We start from the raw sequence: 17,759 nt of genomic DNA on the forward strand, positions 1-17,759 counted from the left end.
ATATATTTTATCTATGATTCTCAAAAAGAGTCAACGGGACCGTCTGCCACCCGCCTCACAGGCTTCTCTTTTGGCAGATTTGATCTACCTTTGTTCTCCGTGAACAGGATCGATTCCCCGGAACCGCAAGGCGATGCCCTGACCTTGCCCGCACCCTTTCTACGCTGGTTCGGCGAGAAAGGCTGGCGGCCGCGTGCCCACCAGCTCGAGCTGCTGGCACGCGCCGAGGCGGGAGAAAGCACGCTGCTGATCGCGCCGACGGGCGCCGGCAAGACGCTTGCCGGCTTTCTGCCATCGCTGGTCGATCTCACCCGACGCGGCAAGATCCCGCCGGGCTCCGCCTTCGTCGGCATCCACACGCTCTACATTTCGCCTTTGAAAGCTCTCGCTGTCGACATCGAGCGCAATCTGATGAAGCCGGTCGGCGAAATGGGCCTGCCGGTGCGCGTCGAAAACCGAACGGGCGACACGCCGACCGCCAAGCGCCAACGGCAGAAGCTCAATCCGCCCGACATTCTCTTGACAACGCCTGAACAGCTGGCGCTGCTGCTTGCCAACGGCGAGGCCACGCGTTTCTTCAAAGACCTGCGCTACGTCGTCTTCGACGAGTTGCACTCGCTCGTCATCTCCAAGCGCGGTCATCTCCTCTCGCTCGGCCTGGCGCGGTTACGCCGGCTGGCGCCGCGGCTGCAGACGATCGGGCTTTCGGCGACGGTCTCGGATCCGATGGACCTGCAGCGGTGGCTGGCGCCACAGGAACCGGACGCGAACAACCACGCCGGGCTTGTGCTCGTCGAAGGCGGCGCCAAACCGCAGATCTCCATCCTCAAGACGGAAGAGCATGTGCCTTGGGCCGGGCACTCGGCGCGCTACGCCATCGCCGATGTCTACGCCGCCATCAAGGAGCACGGCACCACCCTGCTCTTCGTCAACACCCGTAGCCAGGCCGAACTGCTCTTCCAGGAACTCTGGACGATCAACGACGACAATCTGCCGATCGCGCTGCACCACGGCTCGCTCGACGTCGCCCAGCGCCGCAAGGTCGAGGCGGCAATGGCGGAGAACCGCCTGCGGGCCGTGGTCGCCACTTCGACGCTCGATCTCGGCATCGACTGGGGCGATGTCGATCTCGTCGTGCATGTCGGCGCGCCGAAGGGGGCGAGCCGCCTTGCCCAGCGCATCGGCCGTGCCAACCACCGCATGGACGAACCCTCGAAGGCGATCCTGGTGCCGGCCAATCGCTTCGAGGTGATGGAATGCCAGGCGGCGCTCGACGCCAACTATATCGGTGCGCAGGATACGCCGCCCGTCGGCAAGGGTGCGCTCGACGTGCTCGCCCAGCACGTGCTCGGCATGGCCTGCGCCGCACCCTTCGACCCGCTGTCACTTTACGACGAGATCGCCACGGCCTCGCCCTACAAGACCCTTGCCTGGGAGACCTTCGAGCGGGTGGTCGATTTCGTGGCGACCGGCGGCTATGCGCTGAAGACCTATGAGCGCTACGCCCGCATCCGCAAAACCAAGGACGGGCTCTATCGTGTCTCCAATCCGCTGGTGGCGCAGCAATACCGGCTGAACGTCGGCACGATCGTTGAGTCGCCGATGCTGAACGTGCGCATGGTCAAGCGCAACCAGCGCGGTGCGCTCGGTCGCGGCGGTATGCCGCTCGGCAAGGTCGAGGAATACTTCCTCGAAATGCTGTCCCAAGGCGATACCTTCATGTTCTCCGGCAAGGTGCTGCGCTTCGAAGGGATCCGTGAGAACGAATGTCTTGTCAGCCAGGCCTTCACCTTTGATCCCAAGGTGCCGAGCTATGCTGGCGGCAAGTTCCCGCTCTCGACCTATCTGGCCGCGCAGGTGCGCAAGATGCTCGCCGATCCGGCGCGGCGCGCGGCGCTTCCGGACCAGGTGCGCGACTGGCTGTCGCTGCAGAAGGATGTCTCGATGCTGCCGCGCGAGGACGAACTTCTGATTGAGACCTTTCCGCGCGGCAGCCGCCACTACATGGTCGCCTATGCCTTCGAGGGGCGGCTGGCGCACCAGACGCTCGGCATGCTGCTTACCCGCCGGCTCGACCGCGCCGGATTGAAGCCGCTCGGCTTTGTCGCAACGGATTACTCCCTGGCGGTCTGGGCCCTCGACGACCTCGGCGCCACCTTCGAACTCAGTCGCGGCGCCCTCGCCGACCTCTTCGACGAGGATATGCTCGGCGATGATCTCGAGGCCTGGCTGAACGAATCCTTCCTCCTGAAGCGCACCTTCCGCAATTGCGCCGTGATCGCCGGCCTGATCGACCAGAGGCACCCCGGCAAGGAAAAGACCGGCCGCCAGGTCACGGTCTCGGCGGACCTCATTTACGACGTATTGCACGCGCACGAGCCGGACCACCTGCTGCTCGAGGCGACCCGCAACGATGCGGCAACAGGGCTTTTGGACATCGCTCGCCTCGGGGATATGCTGAAGCGAATCAAGGGACACATCACCCATCGACGGCTCGACCACATCTCGCCGCTGGCCGTGCCGGTCATGCTGGAGATCGGCAAGGAGATGGTCCAGGGCGAGGCGCAGGACTTCCTGCTTTCGGAGGCCGCCGACGACCTGATCCACGAAGCGATGGGCGGTTTGGATGCGGATTGATAGGAAAATGGCTTTGAGAATGAGCAGTCTGTGGCGTCGGGCGGGTTACCCCCCTCTGGACGGTCTACCGCGTCCGGCGGGTAACCCCCTCCGTACACAGCGCGCGAGACCATAACCATGCACCGCCTCGCCCACGCACTATCGGCACAAACGACTGCCCCGCTCCTCCACGCCCAGACAATCATCAACGGCGTCGTTGCGATCTGCGATCCGCTCGGCAGCCTCTATCTGCCGGAGACAAGCACGCTCGTCGTCTCCGACCTGCATCTGGAAAAAGGTTCTGCCTTTGCCCGGCGCGGCATGCTGCTGCCGCCCTATGATACGCTGGCGACGCTGCGCGTGCTCGAAGCCGCGATCGCCCGTCACAATCCGAAACTCGTCATCAGCCTCGGCGACAACTTCCACGATCGCGTCGGCTCGGCGGTGATGCCGGATACGTTCCGCCACATGATCGCGGCGATGGCGCTCGGGCGGGAATGGGTCTGGATCAACGGCAACCACGACCCGGACGGCGCCTTTGGGCTGCCGGGCGCCTCGATGGACGAGCTTAGCCATGCCGGTCTCGTTTTCCGGCACGAGCCGAAGCGCGGCGAAGTCGTGGGCGAGATCGCCGGCCATCTGCATCCGGCAGCAACGGTGGTGAGACGAGAAAGGGCCGTGCGCCGCGCCTGCTTTGCGACGGACGGCACGCGCATGCTGATGCCGGCCTTTGGTGTGACCACCGGCGGGCTCGACCTCAGGCATCGGGCGATGACCGGGCTGTTCGACCGCAGCAAGCTGGTCGCCCACATGCTCGGGCGCGACCGGATCTATTCGGTCCGGTTTGCCAATCTCATCGCCTGACGAGAGCGGGGAACCCGGCGCGGCTCTCCCGTGCAGGGGCTCCGCCTGTGATCAGAACGCGTTGAACGTCAGGGTGGTCAGCGAGCGCGAGATGCCCGGCACCGTGGCAATGTTGTCATTGATGAACTTGCCGATGTCCTGGCCTTCTTCGATGTAGACCTTGATGATCAGGTCGTAATCGCCGCTCGTCGAGTACATTTCCGATACGATCTCCTTGCGGTAGATCTCGTCGGCGACCTCGTAGGTCTTGCCGGGAGCGCACTGCAACTGGACAAAAATCGGTTTCATCGAGCTTCCTCTGTCTGTGTCGCGTCGCTTGCCGTCATCCGGGGGATTGGCGCAAGCAGCATCGCCTTCTCGAACTCACCACGCCCTTTGGCGCGGCGCATTCAGATCAACATGTTCGGGACGCCGGGTACTTTACCCCTAAAGCATCCTGCTGCTCTTTCTTTAAACGCGTGCCGGGCAAAAGCAAACGCAAGGCGAGCTTCTGCCCAAACTATTCCTTGCGGAAGATCACGCTGGCGCCCCAGCCGGTGATGACTGCGAGCAGGACGGCGACGAGGCCGTAGAAAAGCGGCTGCTGATGCGCGGCCTGGGTAATGAACTGCTCCAGGCCCGTTTTGACGACACGCAGCGGCAGCGCCTTCGCGGCGACGAAGACGCCGTCGCGGAAGAGATAGGCACGCACCACGTGGACCCCGTTCGGTACGTTCGCCGGCAGGCGCACCGAGGCCTTGAACAGGCTCGCACTGATGAACTGCACCCCACCCGGATCGCGCTCGTAGACGCCGCTCGTTTCGCGGATGCGACGGAAAGCATCGCGGAACTCGCCGAGATTGCTGCCGTCGCCGACGAAACCGAGCGGCACCAGCCGCATGTGATCGACACCGATGCCCATATTGCCCATCTCGCCGGGCGGCGCGATCGTTTCGATATCGCGCGTGCTCGACAGCGAATAGGATTCCGGCACCAGCTCGAAGGTCATGGAACTGGTGTTCACCCAGATGCCGAAGACGCGCTCCTTCTTGCGCACCGTCGCGTTGTCTTTCGGGCCTTCGAGGGACACGATGATGTTGTACCGGCCTTGGGCCAATAACCCGGAATCAAAACCGTCCACTGCGCCGAAGATCGTCAGATCCGCGCCGCGAAAATCCGAGGTAATGGCGATCTCGTCGGTGGAGATGCCGATCTCCAGCTTCTCTGTGAGATCGGCGTTTTCTTCCTGCAGGGCGGCACCGGCCGGCGCAGCCAGGGCAAGGACGAAAAGAGCGAGTGCTGTGCGGGCAAAACGGATCATCAGAAACCGAACCCCGCGGATACGACCGAATAGACGTCCTTCGGCGGGATGACGAGCTCGATCGCCAGACGGATGCCGACGGCGAGAACGAGGAGCGCCAGCAGCGCGCGCAATTGTTCGCCGCGCAGCTTCTGACCGACGCGCACGCCATACTGAGCACCGATGACGCCGGCGATCATCAGGACGAAGGCGAGCACGATGTCGACAGTATAGTTGGTCGATGCCTGGACGATGACCGTATAGGCCGAGACGAATATGATCTGGAACAGCGACGTACCGACGACGACGTTCGTCGGGATGCGCAGGAGATAGATCATCGCCGGCACCATGATGAAGCCGCCGCCGACACCCATGACCGAGGTCAGGATACCGATGCAGAACCCGAGAGCGATCACCGGAATGACGCTCAGATAGATCTTCGACTTCTTGAAGCGCATCTTCAGCGGCAGGCCATGCACCCAGTTGTGCTGTCCGGGACGGCGCAAGGTCGTCTGCTGGTTCTTGGCCGCCTTGCGCATGGCGGTGATGCTTTCCCAAAGCATCAGGCCGCCGACGGTGCCGAGCAGCACGACATAGAGCAGCGAAATCACCAGATCGAGCTGACCGAGGCGGCGCAGCAGCGAGAATAGCCAGACGCCGACCGTCGCGCCGGCAAGACCCCCGCATAGAAGCACCGTGCCGAGCTTGATATCGATGGTGCCGCGCCGGAAATGCGTGATCGCGCCCGAGATCGACGAGGCCACCACCTGGTTGGCGCCGGTCGCCACCGCCACGACAGGCGGAATATTGTAGAAGATCAGGAGCGGTGTGATCAGGAAGCCGCCGCCGACGCCGAACATGCCGGACAGAAAGCCGACGGCTGCGCCCATACCGAGAATGATGAGTATGTTCACCGACAACTCTGCGATGGGCAGATAGATCGTCACGCCGGGTCCTCGATATGCCAACGGCCCGCAATGCGGGCAAACCGGTTAGTGTGGCAAGCAATTCACCACGAATGAGGGATTATTCGAAAGGCCGGCACCTCTCCCGAGGGCGAGGCGGCTTTCGTCATGCACTCCTGCAGCGTTGCGCTTCCGCCAGGACGTGCCAAGGCCACAGTCGGACCTTGATTGCTGCATCAATTCTTCCTTAGCCTGATTCCGATTAAGGAATTATGCAGCAGGCCTGACATTTCAACCTTTTCAGCCACATGGCAGACGGCTTCGCCACCCGCAACCCGTGTCGCCCGGCTCTGCGGCTTTATTACGGCGCAAGTCCAAAGGTCAGGAATTGCGCTTCAGCAATTCCTTGACCAGCTGCTCGGTAATTTCGCCCGTCGGCTCCTGGCCGACCGACTTCTGGAAGGCCTTGATGGCCGCCACGGTCTTCTTGCCCATCTGGCCATCCGGCTTGCCGGCGTCAAAGCCGTTGTTGTTCAGGATCGCCTGGATGTTGCGGACCGCCTTGGTCATGTCGACGCTGGCGGTCTTGTTGGCCGGGCCGACCCAGGCATCCGGAACGTCCACCGTGTTCATCTTGGCGTCGACCGGCTGCGCTTTCCAGGCATCCGCCTTCGCCTTGGCGCTCTCGAGCTGCTCGGGCTTCATCGCCTTGGCAACTTCGTCGCGCTTGGCGGCGGCATCCACATCACCTTCGCGGGCGGCGGCCGAGAACCACTTGTAGGATTCGGTGAGATCCTGCGGTACGCCGTTGCCACGCGCATAGAGGACGGCAAGGTTGAACTGGCTATCGCGAATGCCGAGTTCGGCCGCCTTCGCAAACCACTTCGTTGCCTCGGCAAAATCCGGGGCGCCGTCGCGGCCACTCGCCAGCATGACAGCAAGATTGTGCATGGCGCTGGCGTTGCCCTGGCCGGCGGAAGCGAGATAGAGCGCTTTCGCCTTGGCGGCGTCGCGTGTCACGCCCGTGCCCTTCTCGTACATGCTCGCAAGGCGGTACTGCGCCGGAACGACGCCGGCATCGGCCGCGCGCTGATACCACTTGGCAGCTTCCGCCATGTTTTCCGAAACCCCACGTCCCTCGGTATAGCGAGCGCCGATCTCGTAATAGGCAAGCGGATCGCCCCCCTTGGCGGCCGTCACCAGGGCGGCTGGACCGAAACCTTCAGGCAGGACGACGTCGCCCGGTGCGGCGACCGGCGCCAGCGCCGGTGTCGCCGCGCTCTCGGCGGATGAACTGACAAGGGCAGCACCGCTGGCAGGCGCATTGCCGGCCGGCGTCGGCTGGAACTCGGAAACCGGCGAAGCAGCTTTCGTCTCCGCCACCGGCGCGAGCATCGGTGCCTTTTCCTCGACCGGCGTCCCGATGCTGGTCGTGGGCACGGTCGTCGCCGGGACCGAGATCGAAGCTTCGGATATTTTCGCTGGTGCTCCGGCGGAATCGAGAGGTGCCGCGACCGGGGTCTCGGATGCCGTAAGCGACGTTTCAGCCGGGGACACGGCCGCGCTCTGCGGCAACAGGCCGTCGACGATCTTGTTTTCGCGCGATTCCGGCACCGCCTGATGCTCGATGATCGCGGCCGGCTCCACCGGTGCGCTCTCATGCTTCTTCAGCATGTTGGTGACGAGCGGATAGGACATGATCGCCAGCAGGACCGCGCCGACTGCCATCAGGATCGGCCGGCGGTGACGGGCAAAAGCGCCGCCGATGCCAGAGGTCTTTCCGCCCTGACCGGCCTTGTTCAGGGTGTCGGCCTCTTCGACGGCGAGCTGGGCGGCGCGGCGGGCGGCGGCGATGAAATCCGACTTGTCGCCGTCGGCAGGTTGCACACCCGCCTTGCTCATCTGGCCGGCGCGAACGCGCTCCAGGATCTTCTTGACGTCGGGTACGCCGGAACCCGGCTCCAGCAGCTGGTTGGCTTCCTCGGGCGCAAGCATTTCGGACGGATCGATCGACGGGGTCGGCTCGACGATCTGCCGAGCCTGTTCCGGCGCCGGCTCGGACCGCTTGCCGGAGAAGCGCCGGGTCAAACCTGCAAGCAGGCCGGTGCGGGCCGCAGCGGCCGGTTCGCGCACGTCTTCGACTTCAACGGTCGAGACCTCTTGCTCGTCGGCAAAAGCCGTTGTCGGCTCGGCGACCTGCGCGACCACCACCTGATCTTCAGCCTGCAGGGCGCGGACGTTGCGCTGCAGGTCCTCGTAGCGGTCATCGAGGTCGTTGCCGCCGAATGGATCGTTGAATTCCGGTTGCGCGGCCCTCGGCATCATCGCCGGTTCGCGCATTACCGGCGCTTCGGCTCGCACCGCCATCGTCGGCTCGCGATTTTCGATGCGCTCCAGCTTGTCGGCGATATGCACCAGCGTTTCGTGCAAAGCCTCGAACGTGCGCGCGGTCCGCTCCTCGCTGGAGCGGCTCAGGTCCTCAAGCGTGCGAAGGTCCTCGGCAAGCGCCGAGATTGCGGCGAGATCTCCGCCGGAACCGCGCGGAGAACCATTCTTGGCATAGGCTTCCATCACCGCTTCGGCCGCCTGGCGAGCGGCCTCGACGATGTATTCGTCGCTGGTCGAGAGGTAGTCCTCGAGTGCGCTCATGCGGTTCTCGAAATCGACGGGCATGGCGTTCGCGGCAACATCCGCGCGCGGCTGGCTGACCAGCGTCGACAGATTGGCGATCTGCGCTTCGAGGTTCTGCAGGGCGGCACGATCGTCGAACGGCGCGGCGTGGGTCTCTTCGAGACGCTGTGCGATGCCGACAAGGCGATCTTCCAGCCGATCGAAACGCGGGTCGGAGGCGGGCTGAGCCCCATGCGCGTCAAGTTCGTCGATCCGGCGCGCCAGATAGTCGAGCCGCTCGGCCAGCGCATCGTTGACGCTGCCCTGGTCCAGGGCCTCGATCTTGCGCGAAATGTCCGACAGGTAGTCGTTGAGATCCGACTGCGCGGTCCTGTTGCTGCGCTCCATCAGCAGCGAAAGCTGGTCGAGCCGCTCCTCGAGACGGGCGGCCGCCTTCTCGCCGGCGAGATCCTCGACCCGGCTCGTCAAAGCCTCCAGGCGTGCGCCAAGCCCGGAATCGTTCGGGCGCGACAGGCTGTCGATCTGACGGGAAAGGTCGCCGAGCCGATTTTCCAGGCGATTGACGAAGCCGCCATCGAGTGCGGTCGTCGTGCGGCTGTTGGCAGCGATGGCGCGGCTGATTTCGTCGAGCCGGCTGTCGATATCCGCAAACTGCGAAACGAGACGACGATCGTCGGGCTGGATCTGCCGGCCGAGCATTTCGATCGCCTGCGCGACAGCGATCAGCTTGTCTTCCAGCACGTCGACGGCGGAGCTGTTGTTCAGCGAGCCGATCTGCGACTTGATCTCGTCCAGCCGATAGGCAAGTGCCACCAGCTCGTCGTCACGGTTCTGATCAAACGCGATCAGCCGATCCTCGACGCCGTTCCAGCGGTTTTCCATGCGGCGCATGCTGTCTTCACGCGCCAGGCCGTCGATCATCGCCCGCAGTTCGTCGAAGTCTCCGCGTAGCGCATCGGCCTGCGCGGGAGACGCCTGGCGGCCAAGCTGCTGGATGCTGTCGGCGAGGCGCTGCATGTCGCCACGCACGTCTTCGGCAAAGCTGTGATCCTGTGCCTGGTCCTTGATGCCGCGAATTTCGGAGCGCAACGAATTCATCTCGCGCGTCAGCCCGTCGGTGATGTCGCGTTTCAGGTCCTGGCGCAAACCGACGAGGGCTTCCGCGATATCGTTGACGGCTGAGGACGGGCGCTGCGGCTGACTATGGAGCGGCTGGGGGCGCGGCTCTTCTGCGAAGCGCGCAGAGACCGGCCGCTCAGAAGCGATGCGTTCCGGGGCGTAGCGTTCCGGCTCGCGCTGCGACAGCCGATCGCGAAGCGGCGGACGCTCGCGCGAAGCGCTGAGGCTGCGCTGACGCTGCATGATCTCGGCGACGGCGTCACGGGGCGCTATGGGTTCTCTGGCCGGTTCGCGGGCGGGAACGCGCTCGGGCGGCCTTGGGGCCGCGTCGCGGGCAGCGCCGTTCATCAGGCCCTCGATACGAGCCTCCAAACCTTCGATGGTGCGGTTCAATGCGTCGAGCGACGGCCGCTCGCTATAGGACTGGCTGCCTGCGCGCTGAGGATTTGATCGCGATCCATTCATGGTGTTCTTCGCCCCTGTCGTCGGCCATCTCGAAAGTCGTCACGGAAGAAAACAGCTTTCTTCACCCCTGTGGCGCTTCCGACGCGGGCAAAACTACAACGATGCGACGCCAGGACAGGTTGCAGTTTTGACCATCTCAACACCCACCTTTCACGAAACGTGGTAAACAAGCGGTTAACCTGCGGATGGTTTTTTAACGATTTGGCAGGATCGTGCCGCAAGCGCCGAGTTTACGGCGTTCCTTTCCACTTCCCCGGGTATCAGCGACGAAAATTCACAACCCGCAATTTTTGACGTTTACGCAAACGTCAAAACTTTGTAGCATCCTGCCAACGATGCGAGACCCCCTAGAGCATCCCGCTTTCACGTAGAATCACCGAAAGCGGAAAGATGTTCTAGAATCATAGTTCTAGGGCGTCCCTTGTGCGGTCATCCGAACGCACGGCACTCTTAGAGGAGGGCGGCGCATCCGGCATCCTGCAACCGGGCGTCGACAACGAGACACGACAGCCCGAAGCACCAAAGGCGAGGAAAGAATGCCCATCTACAAGGCTCCAGTCGACGACACCCTCTTCATCCTGAACGACGTGCTCGGCATCGAACGCTACAACAATCTTCAAGGTTTCGGCGATGCGACGCCTGACATGATCGAGGCGATCGTCGGCGAAGCGGCCAAGCTCGCCGAGGAGGTTCTTTTCCCGGTCAATCTCTCCGGTGACCAGGAAGGCTGCAAGCGCCGCGACGACGCCTCGGTCAGCGTACCGAAGGGGTTCAAGGAAGCCTTCGATCTCTACCGCGAAGGAGGCTGGCTCGGCCTCGCCGTTCCCGAGGAATTCGGCGGCCAGGGCCTGCCCTATACGCTGCACACCGCAGTCGGCGAATATATGTCGTCCGCCAACATGGCGCTGACCATGTATCCGGGCCTCACCCAGGGCGCGATCGCCGCGATCCTCGTTCACGGCACGGACGAGCAGAAGCAGGCCTACCTGCCGAAGATGGTCGCCGGCACCTGGACCGGCACGATGAACCTCACCGAGCCGCATTGCGGCACCGACCTCGGCCTGCTGCGCACCAAGGCGGTGCCCGCCGGCAACGGCGCCTACAAGATCTCAGGCCAGAAGATCTTCATCTCCGCCGGCGAACACGACATGTCCGACAACATCATCCATCTGGTGCTCGCCCGCATCGAGGGCGCGCCCGAGGGCGTGAAGGGCATCTCGCTGTTCATCGTGCCGAAGTTCAAGCTCAATGCCGACGGCGAACCCGGCGAACGCAACGGCGTTTCCTGCGGTGCGATCGAACACAAGATGGGCATCCACGGCAACTCCACCTGCGTCATGAACTATGACGAGGCCGAGGGCTATCTCATCGGAACGGAGAACAAGGGCCTCAACGCCATGTTCGTGATGATGAACGAGGCCCGCCTCGGCGTCGGCCTGCAGGGCCTGTCGATTGCCGAAGTCGCCTACCAGAACGCCGCCAATTATGCCCGCGACCGTATCCAGGGCCGCTCGCTCTCCGGCCCGAAGGCGCCGGACAAGAAGGCCGACCCGATCATCGTGCATCCGGACGTCCGCCGCACGCTGTTGACGATCAAGGCCTTCAACGAAGCCGGCCGTGCCTTTACGCTCTGGACGGCACTGAAGTCCGACATCGCGCACCGCTCCGACAACGAAGCCGACCGCCAGACGGCCGACGACATCCTCGGCCTGATGACGCCGATCCTGAAGGGCGTCTTGACCGACAAGGGCTTCGACCATGCCGTCATGGCGCAGCAGATGTTTGGCGGCCACGGCTATATCGAAGAACACGGCATGAGCCAGTATGTCCGCGACGCCCGTATCGCGATGATCTACGAAGGTGCCAACGGCATCCAGGCGCTCGACCTCGTCGGTCGCAAGCTCGGCCTCAACGGCGGCCGCGCCGTCATGGCCCTGTTCAAGGAGATCGGCGATTTCTGTGAGGAAAACCGCAGCAACGAGAAGCTCTCCGCCTATACGAAGGCGCTGAAGAAGGGCCTCAACGACCTGCAGGCCTCCACCATGTGGTTCATGCAGAACGCCATGGCCAAGCCCGACAACGCGGGTGCCGGCTCGACCGACTACATGCACCTCTTCGGTCTCGTAGTCCTCGGCTACATGTGGGCGAAGATCGCCAAGACCGCTGAGGAAAAGCTTGCCTCTGGCGAAACGGCGCGTGCAGACTATCTGAAGAACAAGCTGATCACCGCGACCTTCTTCATGGAAAGGATCCTGCCGGAAACGGCGCTGCGCAAGGCCCGCATCGAAACCGGCGCCGACACGCTGATGGCGCTCGACGCGACCGCTTTCTAATCGCGTCGCGGGTTCGCTCTAAAATGTTTTGACGGGCAGCACCGCGTGGTGTTGCCGAAAGGGAGATGAGACATGACGAAAGTCTTCGTTTACGACCACGTGCGCACGCCGCGCGGCCGTGGCAAGAAGGATGGATCGCTGCACGAAGTGCCGTCCGTGCGCCTCGCCGCCAAGATGCTGGAAGCGGTGCGTGACCGCAACGACCTCGACACCTCGACCGTGGACGACATCATCATGGGCTGCGTCGATCCGGTTATGGATGCGGGCGCGGTGATCCCGAAGGCTGCCGCCTTCGAAGCCGGTTATTCGACGCGCGCTCCCGGCATGCAGATTTCGCGCTTCTGCGCCTCCGGCCTCGACGCCATCAACTTCGGCGCGGCGAAGATCGCGCAAGGGGCCGACGACATCGTCATTGCCGGCGGCGTCGAGAGCATGTCGCGCGTCGGCCTCGGCATGTCCGGCGGTGCCTGGTTCATGGACCCCTCGGTCAATCTGCCGGCCTTCTTCATGCCGCAGGGTGTTTCGGCCGATCTGATCGCCACCAAATACGGCTTCAGCCGCGACGACGTCGACGCCTATGCGGTGGAGAGCCAGAAGCGTGCGGCCCATTCCTGGGAGAAGGGCTACTTCAAGAAGTCCGTCGTTCCGGTCAAGGACCAGAACGGCCTGACGATCCTCGACCGTGACGAGCACATGCGCCCGGGCACCGACATGCAGGCGCTCGCCTCGCTCAACCCGTCCTTCCAGATGCCGGGCGAGATGGGCGGCTTCGAATCCGTCGGCATCCAGGCCCATCCGGAAGTCGAGAAGATCAACTACGTGCACCACGCCGGCAACTCCTCCGGCATCGTCGACGGCGCCGCTGCCGTGCTGCTCGGCTCCAAGGCCGGCGGCGAGAGCATGGGCCTGAAGCCGCGCGCCCGCATCCGCGCCTTCGCCAATATCGGCTCCGATCCGGCGCTGATGCTGACCGGTCCGGTCGACGTCACCGAAAAGCTCCTGAAGCGCGCCGACATGAAGCTGTCGGACATCGATCTCTTCGAGCTCAACGAGGCGTTTGCAGCCGTCGTGCTGCGCTACATGCAGGCCTTTGACATCCCGCACGACAAGATCAACGTCAACGGCGGCGCGATCGCCATGGGCCATCCGCTCGGCGCGACCGGCGCGATGATCCTCGGCACGGTGCTTGACGAACTGGAGCGCCGCGATCTCAACACCGCGCTCGTGACACTCTGCATCGGCGCCGGCATGGGCACGGCCACGATTATCGAAAGGGTCTGACGATGGACGTGACGCGCCGCACCCTTCTCGGACTGACGGGCCTGGGGCTGCTTGCAGCCGCCGGCTGCGTCTCGGACGAGGAAGAAGGCGGCGACAGCTTCACGCTCACCGGCGCGATCACCAATGTCGCCAGCGGCCCGGTTCCGGCCGGCACCGTCACGATCCGGCTCGAGGAGCAGGGCGTGATGGATGTCGCTGCCAAGCAGATTGCGGAAACGTCCGTCGTCAGCGATGGCAAGGCGACGCGCGTGCCCTTCGTTCTGCAGGTGCCCAAGCCCGAATTGGACAAGGCCGTCGATGCGGGCTTCACCGTCCGCGTCGAGCGCGACGGACGGCTGATCGCCACCAACACCAGCAAACAACGTTACAGCGGCGGATCGAATATCTCGCTGCACATCGAACCCATTCTCTACTGAGGGGGAGAACCATGACGAATTACACCAATTTCAAGATCGAGACCGACGCCGACGGCATCGCGCTCGTCACCTGGGACATGCCTGAGAAGTCGATGAACGTCTTCACCCAGGAGGTAATGGAAGAACTCAACGCCATCGTCGATGCGACCACCGCCGATGCAGTGATCAAGGGCGTCGTCTTCACGTCCGGCAAGTCGAGCTTCTCCGGCGGCGCCGACCTATCGATGATCAAGTCGATGTTCACCTTCCAGCAGGAAGAAAAGAAGAAGGATCCGGATAACGCCTCCCAGAAGCTCTTCGATCTGGTCGGCCGCATGACCGGTCTCTTCCGCAAACTCGAGACCTCGGGCAAGCCCTGGGTCTCGGCGATCAACGGCACCTGCATGGGCGGTGCCTTCGAGCTTTCGCTCGCCTGCCACGGCCGCGTCGCCTCTAATTCGAAGTCGGTGAAGATCGCGCTGCCGGAAGTCAAGGTCGGCATCTTCCCGGGCGCCGGCGGCACCCAGCGTGTGCCGCGCCTCACCAACGCGCAGGACGCGCTGCAGATGATGACGACCGGCTCGTCGCTGACGGCAGCCCGCGCCAAGGCGCTGGGCCTCGTGCACGAGGTCGTCGATGCCGACAAGCTGATCGAGGCTGCCAAGGCGATGATCAAGAACGGCCTGAAGCCGGTACAGCCCTGGGACGAAAAGGGCTACAAGGTTCCGGGCGGCGGCATCTGGACGCCGGCGTCTGCCCAGCTGTGGCCGGCCGCTTCGGGCATCCTGCGCCGCGAGACCTACGGCAACTATCCGGGCGCTATCGCCATCCTGAAATGCGTCTATGAAGGTCTGCAGGTGCCGTTCGATACGGCGCTCAAGATCGAGCAGCGCTACTTCACCGAGATCCTTCAGACGACCGAAGCCTTCTCGATGATCCGCTCGCTGTTCGTCTCGATGCAGGAACTCGGCAAGGGCGCCCGCCGCCCGGCCGGCGTTCCGAAGTCCGAGTTCAAGCATGTCGGCATCGTCGGTGCCGGCTTCATGGGTGCCTCGATCGCCTATGTGACGGCGGCTGCCGGCATCCCGGTCACGCTGATCGACCGCGACATGGAAGCGGCGACGAAGGGCAAGACGCACTCGGAAGGCCTGGTCAAGGATTCGATCGGCAAGGGTCGCCTGACCAAGGAAGAGGGCGAAGCGCTGCTTGCCCGCATCACGCCTTCGGCCGACTACAACGATCTGAAGACCGCCGGCCTCGTCGTCGAAGCAGTATTCGAGGATCGCCAGGTCAAGAAGGACGTGATCGAGAAGGTGGAAGCGGTGATTGGCGAGGACGCGATCTTTGCCTCCAACACCTCGACGCTGCCGATCACCGGTCTAGCCAAGAACTCCAAGCGCCCGGCCCAGTTCATCGGCGTCCACTTCTTCTCGCCGGTCGAGAAGATGATGCTGACGGAAGTGATCCTCGGCAAGGAAAGCGGCGACAGGGCGCTCGCCGTGGCACTCGATTATGTTGCGGCGATCAAGAAGACGCCGATCGTCGTCAACGACACGCGCGGCTTCTACGTCAACCGCTGCGTCTTCCGCTACATCCACGAAGCCTATGACATGCTGATCGAAGGCGTGCCGCCGGCCATGATCGAAAACGCCGCCAAGATGGCCGGCATGCCGGTCGGCCCGCTGTCGCTCAACGACGAAGTGGCGATCGACCTCAGCCAGAAGATCCTGAAGGCCACCGTCGCCGACCTCGGCGAAAAGGCCGTCGATCCCAAGCACCTGGCGCTGATCAACAAGATGGTCGACGATCTCGACCGTCGCGGCCGCAAGAACGGCAAGGGCTTCTACGAGTACCCGGCCAAGCCCGCCAAAAAGTATCTGTGGCCGGAGTTGAAGACGCTCTATCCGCAGAAGAATGCCGACAAAATCGACGTCGAAGTCCTGAAGCAGCGCTTGCTGGCGACGATCGCGCTCGAGGCCGCACGCACCGTGGAAGAAGGCATCGTCACCGATCCGCGTGAAGCCGACGTCGGCTCGATCCTCGGCTTCGGCTTTGCACCCTATACCGGCGGCACGCTCTCCTACATCGACGGCATGGGCGTAAAGGCCTTCGTCAAGATGTGCGAGAAGCTCGCCAAGGACTATGGCGACCACTTCAAGCCGACGGCGCTCTTGAAGGAAATGGCCGAACGCGGCGAGACCTTCTACGGCCGCTTCGACCCCTATGGCGAGAAGAAGCAGGCCGCTTAAATCCCGCTCAACGCATTGGAAACAGGCCCCCTGCGGGCCTGTTTTCGTTTGGCCACTCATCAGCCCATGGTTCGCTACCACAAGGCGGGTACATCCTCCCGGTTGGCCGGATCGCCCCAATAGAGCGACGGCAGGACCTTCGCAAGATAGCCGAATTCCGTGTAGCAATGCTGCAGCAGCCCGAGGCCCACGGCGTCGGGCACCGCATGATCTGCCCCAGCATCCAGCCCCAGGATGAAGCGACTGCGCAGCACCGCGCCCTGGCTGGTGTCGCGCGCCACGTGCACCATCTGGCCGTCGCAAGGGTCGCCGTTCTCGTCGAGACGCGCACCTTCGCCGAAGCCGATGCGGGCATAGATGGCGGCGGTAGCGTGGCCGGCCAGCAAAGCCCGCTCGAAGTTGCCTTTACCGAAAATTTCGTCAGGGTCATGAAACCTGATGACCGCCGGCACCGGCGGAATGTCGCCGAGGCTTTCGACGGCACGGATCGTCGCGCCGATATAGCGCTCGCCCTTCACCCGGCCCTCGTCCCAGCCGTTATGCGCCACATGGTCGAGCGGGTGCCACCACGAGAGATGCTCGGTCGTCTCGAAATGCTTGAACCACCAATCGAGCATGCGCCCCTTGCAGCCGGGAAGTTCTGTTCTGACGGCGACCACGAGCGCGCCCGTGTCGAGCCTGACGATGCCGGTCTCGGTCCGCATCGGCCGCGGGTCGAGCAAGTCGTTGATGTATCGGATATCGGCGCGCGCCTGGTCGGTGCTGGCGAACATTATTTTATCCTCTTCCAAGGTTGACGATTTAGGAAACGTTGAACGTTTCCTAAATCTCGTTTATGCCTCGAAGTGGAGTTTGTCAAAGGGAAGAGTATCCTTGCCGCCCCCCGTATCCGAGGCACAGAAGCAGCGCGGTCGACCGGCGCGACCGGAGTCCGAGCAGGCGAGAGCCATCATTGATGCCGCTACGCGACTGATGCTGTCGCGCGGCTATGCGGCGATGACGATGGAAGCCGTGGCCAAGGAAGCGGGCGTGGCGAAAAAGACGGTGTACCGTTTCGCCAGCGATCGGGACGCGCTGTTTGGACTGATTGTCCGCAATTGGACGGACAGTTTCCTGCCGGCCTTCGCCAGCGAGGCGGCAAGCAGAGAGGATGTCGGCGACGTCCTCGCCTCGATACTCTCGACGATCGCAGCACGCGTGCTTTCGGCCGAAGCAGTCGGACTTTTCCGGTTGATCGTCGGCGGTATCCCGGCGCGGGAGCAAATCCTCCCGATCTACGACCGCAACGGCATCGAGCGCTCGCGCGAACTGCTTGCCGACTGGCTCGTCCGCCACAAGGCGCGCGGCTTTGTCACGATCGATGATCCTGCGGCCGCGAGCGACCTTATCCTCTCGATGGTGATCGCAGAGCCGTTGAGGCGGATCGCCATCGGGCTCACGCCTCCCCTCCCCGAAACGGATCTTGCGCCGCGCATCCGGGCAGCCATCGGCCTCCTGTGCCTATGATGCCTGGCGACGCGAAGGCGGCGTCCGCATCCGCGCGGAGACAACCGAGTGACGCTACACCGACCTCTGACATATACTAGAGGGGACGCCTTCTGGTTGACGGCCTCCCGGTGCGG

At 63.5% G+C, this 17,759-nt stretch carries 12 protein-coding genes; 7 read left to right on the top strand and 5 right to left on the bottom strand.

Annotated elements, in window-relative coordinates; translation table 11 throughout:
• Positions 1-90 precede the first annotated feature (90 nt).
• Entirely contained in the window at positions 91-2,637 is a 2,547-nt protein-coding gene (locus AB4Z53_RS02940) for a ligase-associated DNA damage response DEXH box helicase (protein WP_441594574.1), read from the top strand.
• A 117-nt stretch (positions 2,638-2,754) separates the two neighbouring features.
• A complete protein-coding gene (gene pdeM / locus AB4Z53_RS02945) occupies positions 2,755-3,480 on the top strand; it encodes a ligase-associated DNA damage response endonuclease PdeM (RefSeq protein ID WP_162768682.1) in 726 nt (241 codons plus the stop codon).
• A 51-nt stretch (positions 3,481-3,531) separates the two neighbouring features.
• Here the strand turns inward: pdeM and AB4Z53_RS02950 are convergent, their stop codons facing one another.
• The 4 genes from AB4Z53_RS02950 to AB4Z53_RS02965 form a co-directional block, all read right to left on the bottom strand.
• Entirely contained in the window at positions 3,532-3,768 is a 237-nt protein-coding gene (locus AB4Z53_RS02950; protein ID WP_034797129.1) for an Lrp/AsnC ligand binding domain-containing protein, read from the bottom strand.
• 211 nt (positions 3,769-3,979) lie between these two features.
• A complete protein-coding gene (locus tag AB4Z53_RS02955; RefSeq protein WP_113536514.1) occupies positions 3,980-4,780 on the bottom strand; it encodes a TIGR02186 family protein in 801 nt (266 codons plus the stop codon).
• The gene (locus AB4Z53_RS02960) at positions 4,780-5,706 is read right to left on the bottom strand and encodes a sulfite exporter TauE/SafE family protein (protein WP_113536515.1); all 927 of its coding nucleotides are present in this window, start codon (positions 5,704-5,706) and stop codon (positions 4,780-4,782) included. The genes AB4Z53_RS02955 and AB4Z53_RS02960 overlap by 1 nt, the downstream gene beginning before the upstream one ends.
• 339 nt (positions 5,707-6,045) lie before the next feature.
• The gene (locus tag AB4Z53_RS02965; protein ID WP_291149127.1) at positions 6,046-9,879 is read right to left on the bottom strand and encodes a peptidoglycan-binding protein; all 3,834 of its coding nucleotides are present in this window, start codon (positions 9,877-9,879) and stop codon (positions 6,046-6,048) included.
• Between the two features lie 536 nt (positions 9,880-10,415).
• Here AB4Z53_RS02965 and AB4Z53_RS02970 point away from each other — a divergent pair.
• The 4 genes from AB4Z53_RS02970 to AB4Z53_RS02985 all read left to right on the top strand — a co-directional run bounded on the left by AB4Z53_RS02970 (position 10,416) and on the right by AB4Z53_RS02985 (position 16,137).
• Positions 10,416-12,212, top strand: a complete 1,797-nt coding sequence (locus AB4Z53_RS02970; protein ID WP_441594577.1) for an acyl-CoA dehydrogenase C-terminal domain-containing protein — start codon at positions 10,416-10,418, stop codon at positions 12,210-12,212.
• Between the two features lie 72 nt (positions 12,213-12,284).
• Positions 12,285-13,493, top strand: coding sequence for an acetyl-CoA C-acetyltransferase (locus tag AB4Z53_RS02975; protein ID WP_441594579.1), 1,209 nt, complete (start codon positions 12,285-12,287; stop codon positions 13,491-13,493).
• Between the two features lie 2 nt (positions 13,494-13,495).
• Positions 13,496-13,909 (top strand): YbaY family lipoprotein, encoded by a 414-nt coding sequence (locus tag AB4Z53_RS02980; protein ID WP_441594581.1) that lies wholly within the window; start codon positions 13,496-13,498, stop codon positions 13,907-13,909.
• A gap of 11 nt (positions 13,910-13,920) precedes the next feature.
• Positions 13,921-16,137 (top strand): FAD-dependent oxidoreductase, encoded by a 2,217-nt coding sequence (locus tag AB4Z53_RS02985; RefSeq protein WP_441594583.1) that lies wholly within the window; start codon positions 13,921-13,923, stop codon positions 16,135-16,137.
• Between the two features lie 74 nt (positions 16,138-16,211).
• On the opposite strand, the gene AB4Z53_RS02990 is transcribed toward AB4Z53_RS02985, so the two are convergent.
• Positions 16,212-16,910: a DAPG hydrolase family protein gene (locus tag AB4Z53_RS02990; protein WP_441594584.1), complete on the bottom strand. Its 699-nt coding sequence runs from the start codon at positions 16,908-16,910 to the stop codon at positions 16,212-16,214.
• Between the two features lie 100 nt (positions 16,911-17,010).
• Here AB4Z53_RS02990 and AB4Z53_RS02995 point away from each other — a divergent pair, with 100 nt between their 5' ends.
• The gene (locus tag AB4Z53_RS02995) at positions 17,011-17,643 is read left to right on the top strand and encodes a TetR/AcrR family transcriptional regulator (RefSeq protein WP_441594586.1); all 633 of its coding nucleotides are present in this window, start codon (positions 17,011-17,013) and stop codon (positions 17,641-17,643) included.
• The last annotated feature ends 116 nt before the right edge of the window (positions 17,644-17,759 follow it).

The organism is Ensifer sp. 2TAB8 (assembly GCF_052115125.1).
Taxonomy (GTDB): Bacteria; Pseudomonadota; Alphaproteobacteria; order Rhizobiales; family Rhizobiaceae; genus Ensifer.

Coding starts and splice junctions, on each gene's coding strand:
- pdeM (WP_162768682.1), top strand. CDS start 2,755: ATGCACCGCCTCGCCCACGCACTATCGGCACAAACGACTGCCCCGCTC.
- AB4Z53_RS02950 (WP_034797129.1), bottom strand. CDS start 3,768: ATGAAACCGATTTTTGTCCAGTTGCAGTGCGCTCCCGGCAAGACCTAC.
- AB4Z53_RS02955 (WP_113536514.1), bottom strand. CDS start 4,780: ATGATCCGTTTTGCCCGCACAGCACTCGCTCTTTTCGTCCTTGCCCTG.
- AB4Z53_RS02965 (WP_291149127.1), bottom strand. CDS start 9,879: ATGAATGGATCGCGATCAAATCCTCAGCGCGCAGGCAGCCAGTCCTAT.
- AB4Z53_RS02970 (WP_441594577.1), top strand. CDS start 10,416: ATGCCCATCTACAAGGCTCCAGTCGACGACACCCTCTTCATCCTGAAC.
- AB4Z53_RS02975 (WP_441594579.1), top strand. CDS start 12,285: ATGACGAAAGTCTTCGTTTACGACCACGTGCGCACGCCGCGCGGCCGT.
- AB4Z53_RS02980 (WP_441594581.1), top strand. CDS start 13,496: ATGGACGTGACGCGCCGCACCCTTCTCGGACTGACGGGCCTGGGGCTG.
- AB4Z53_RS02985 (WP_441594583.1), top strand. CDS start 13,921: ATGACGAATTACACCAATTTCAAGATCGAGACCGACGCCGACGGCATC.
- AB4Z53_RS02990 (WP_441594584.1), bottom strand. CDS start 16,910: ATGTTCGCCAGCACCGACCAGGCGCGCGCCGATATCCGATACATCAAC.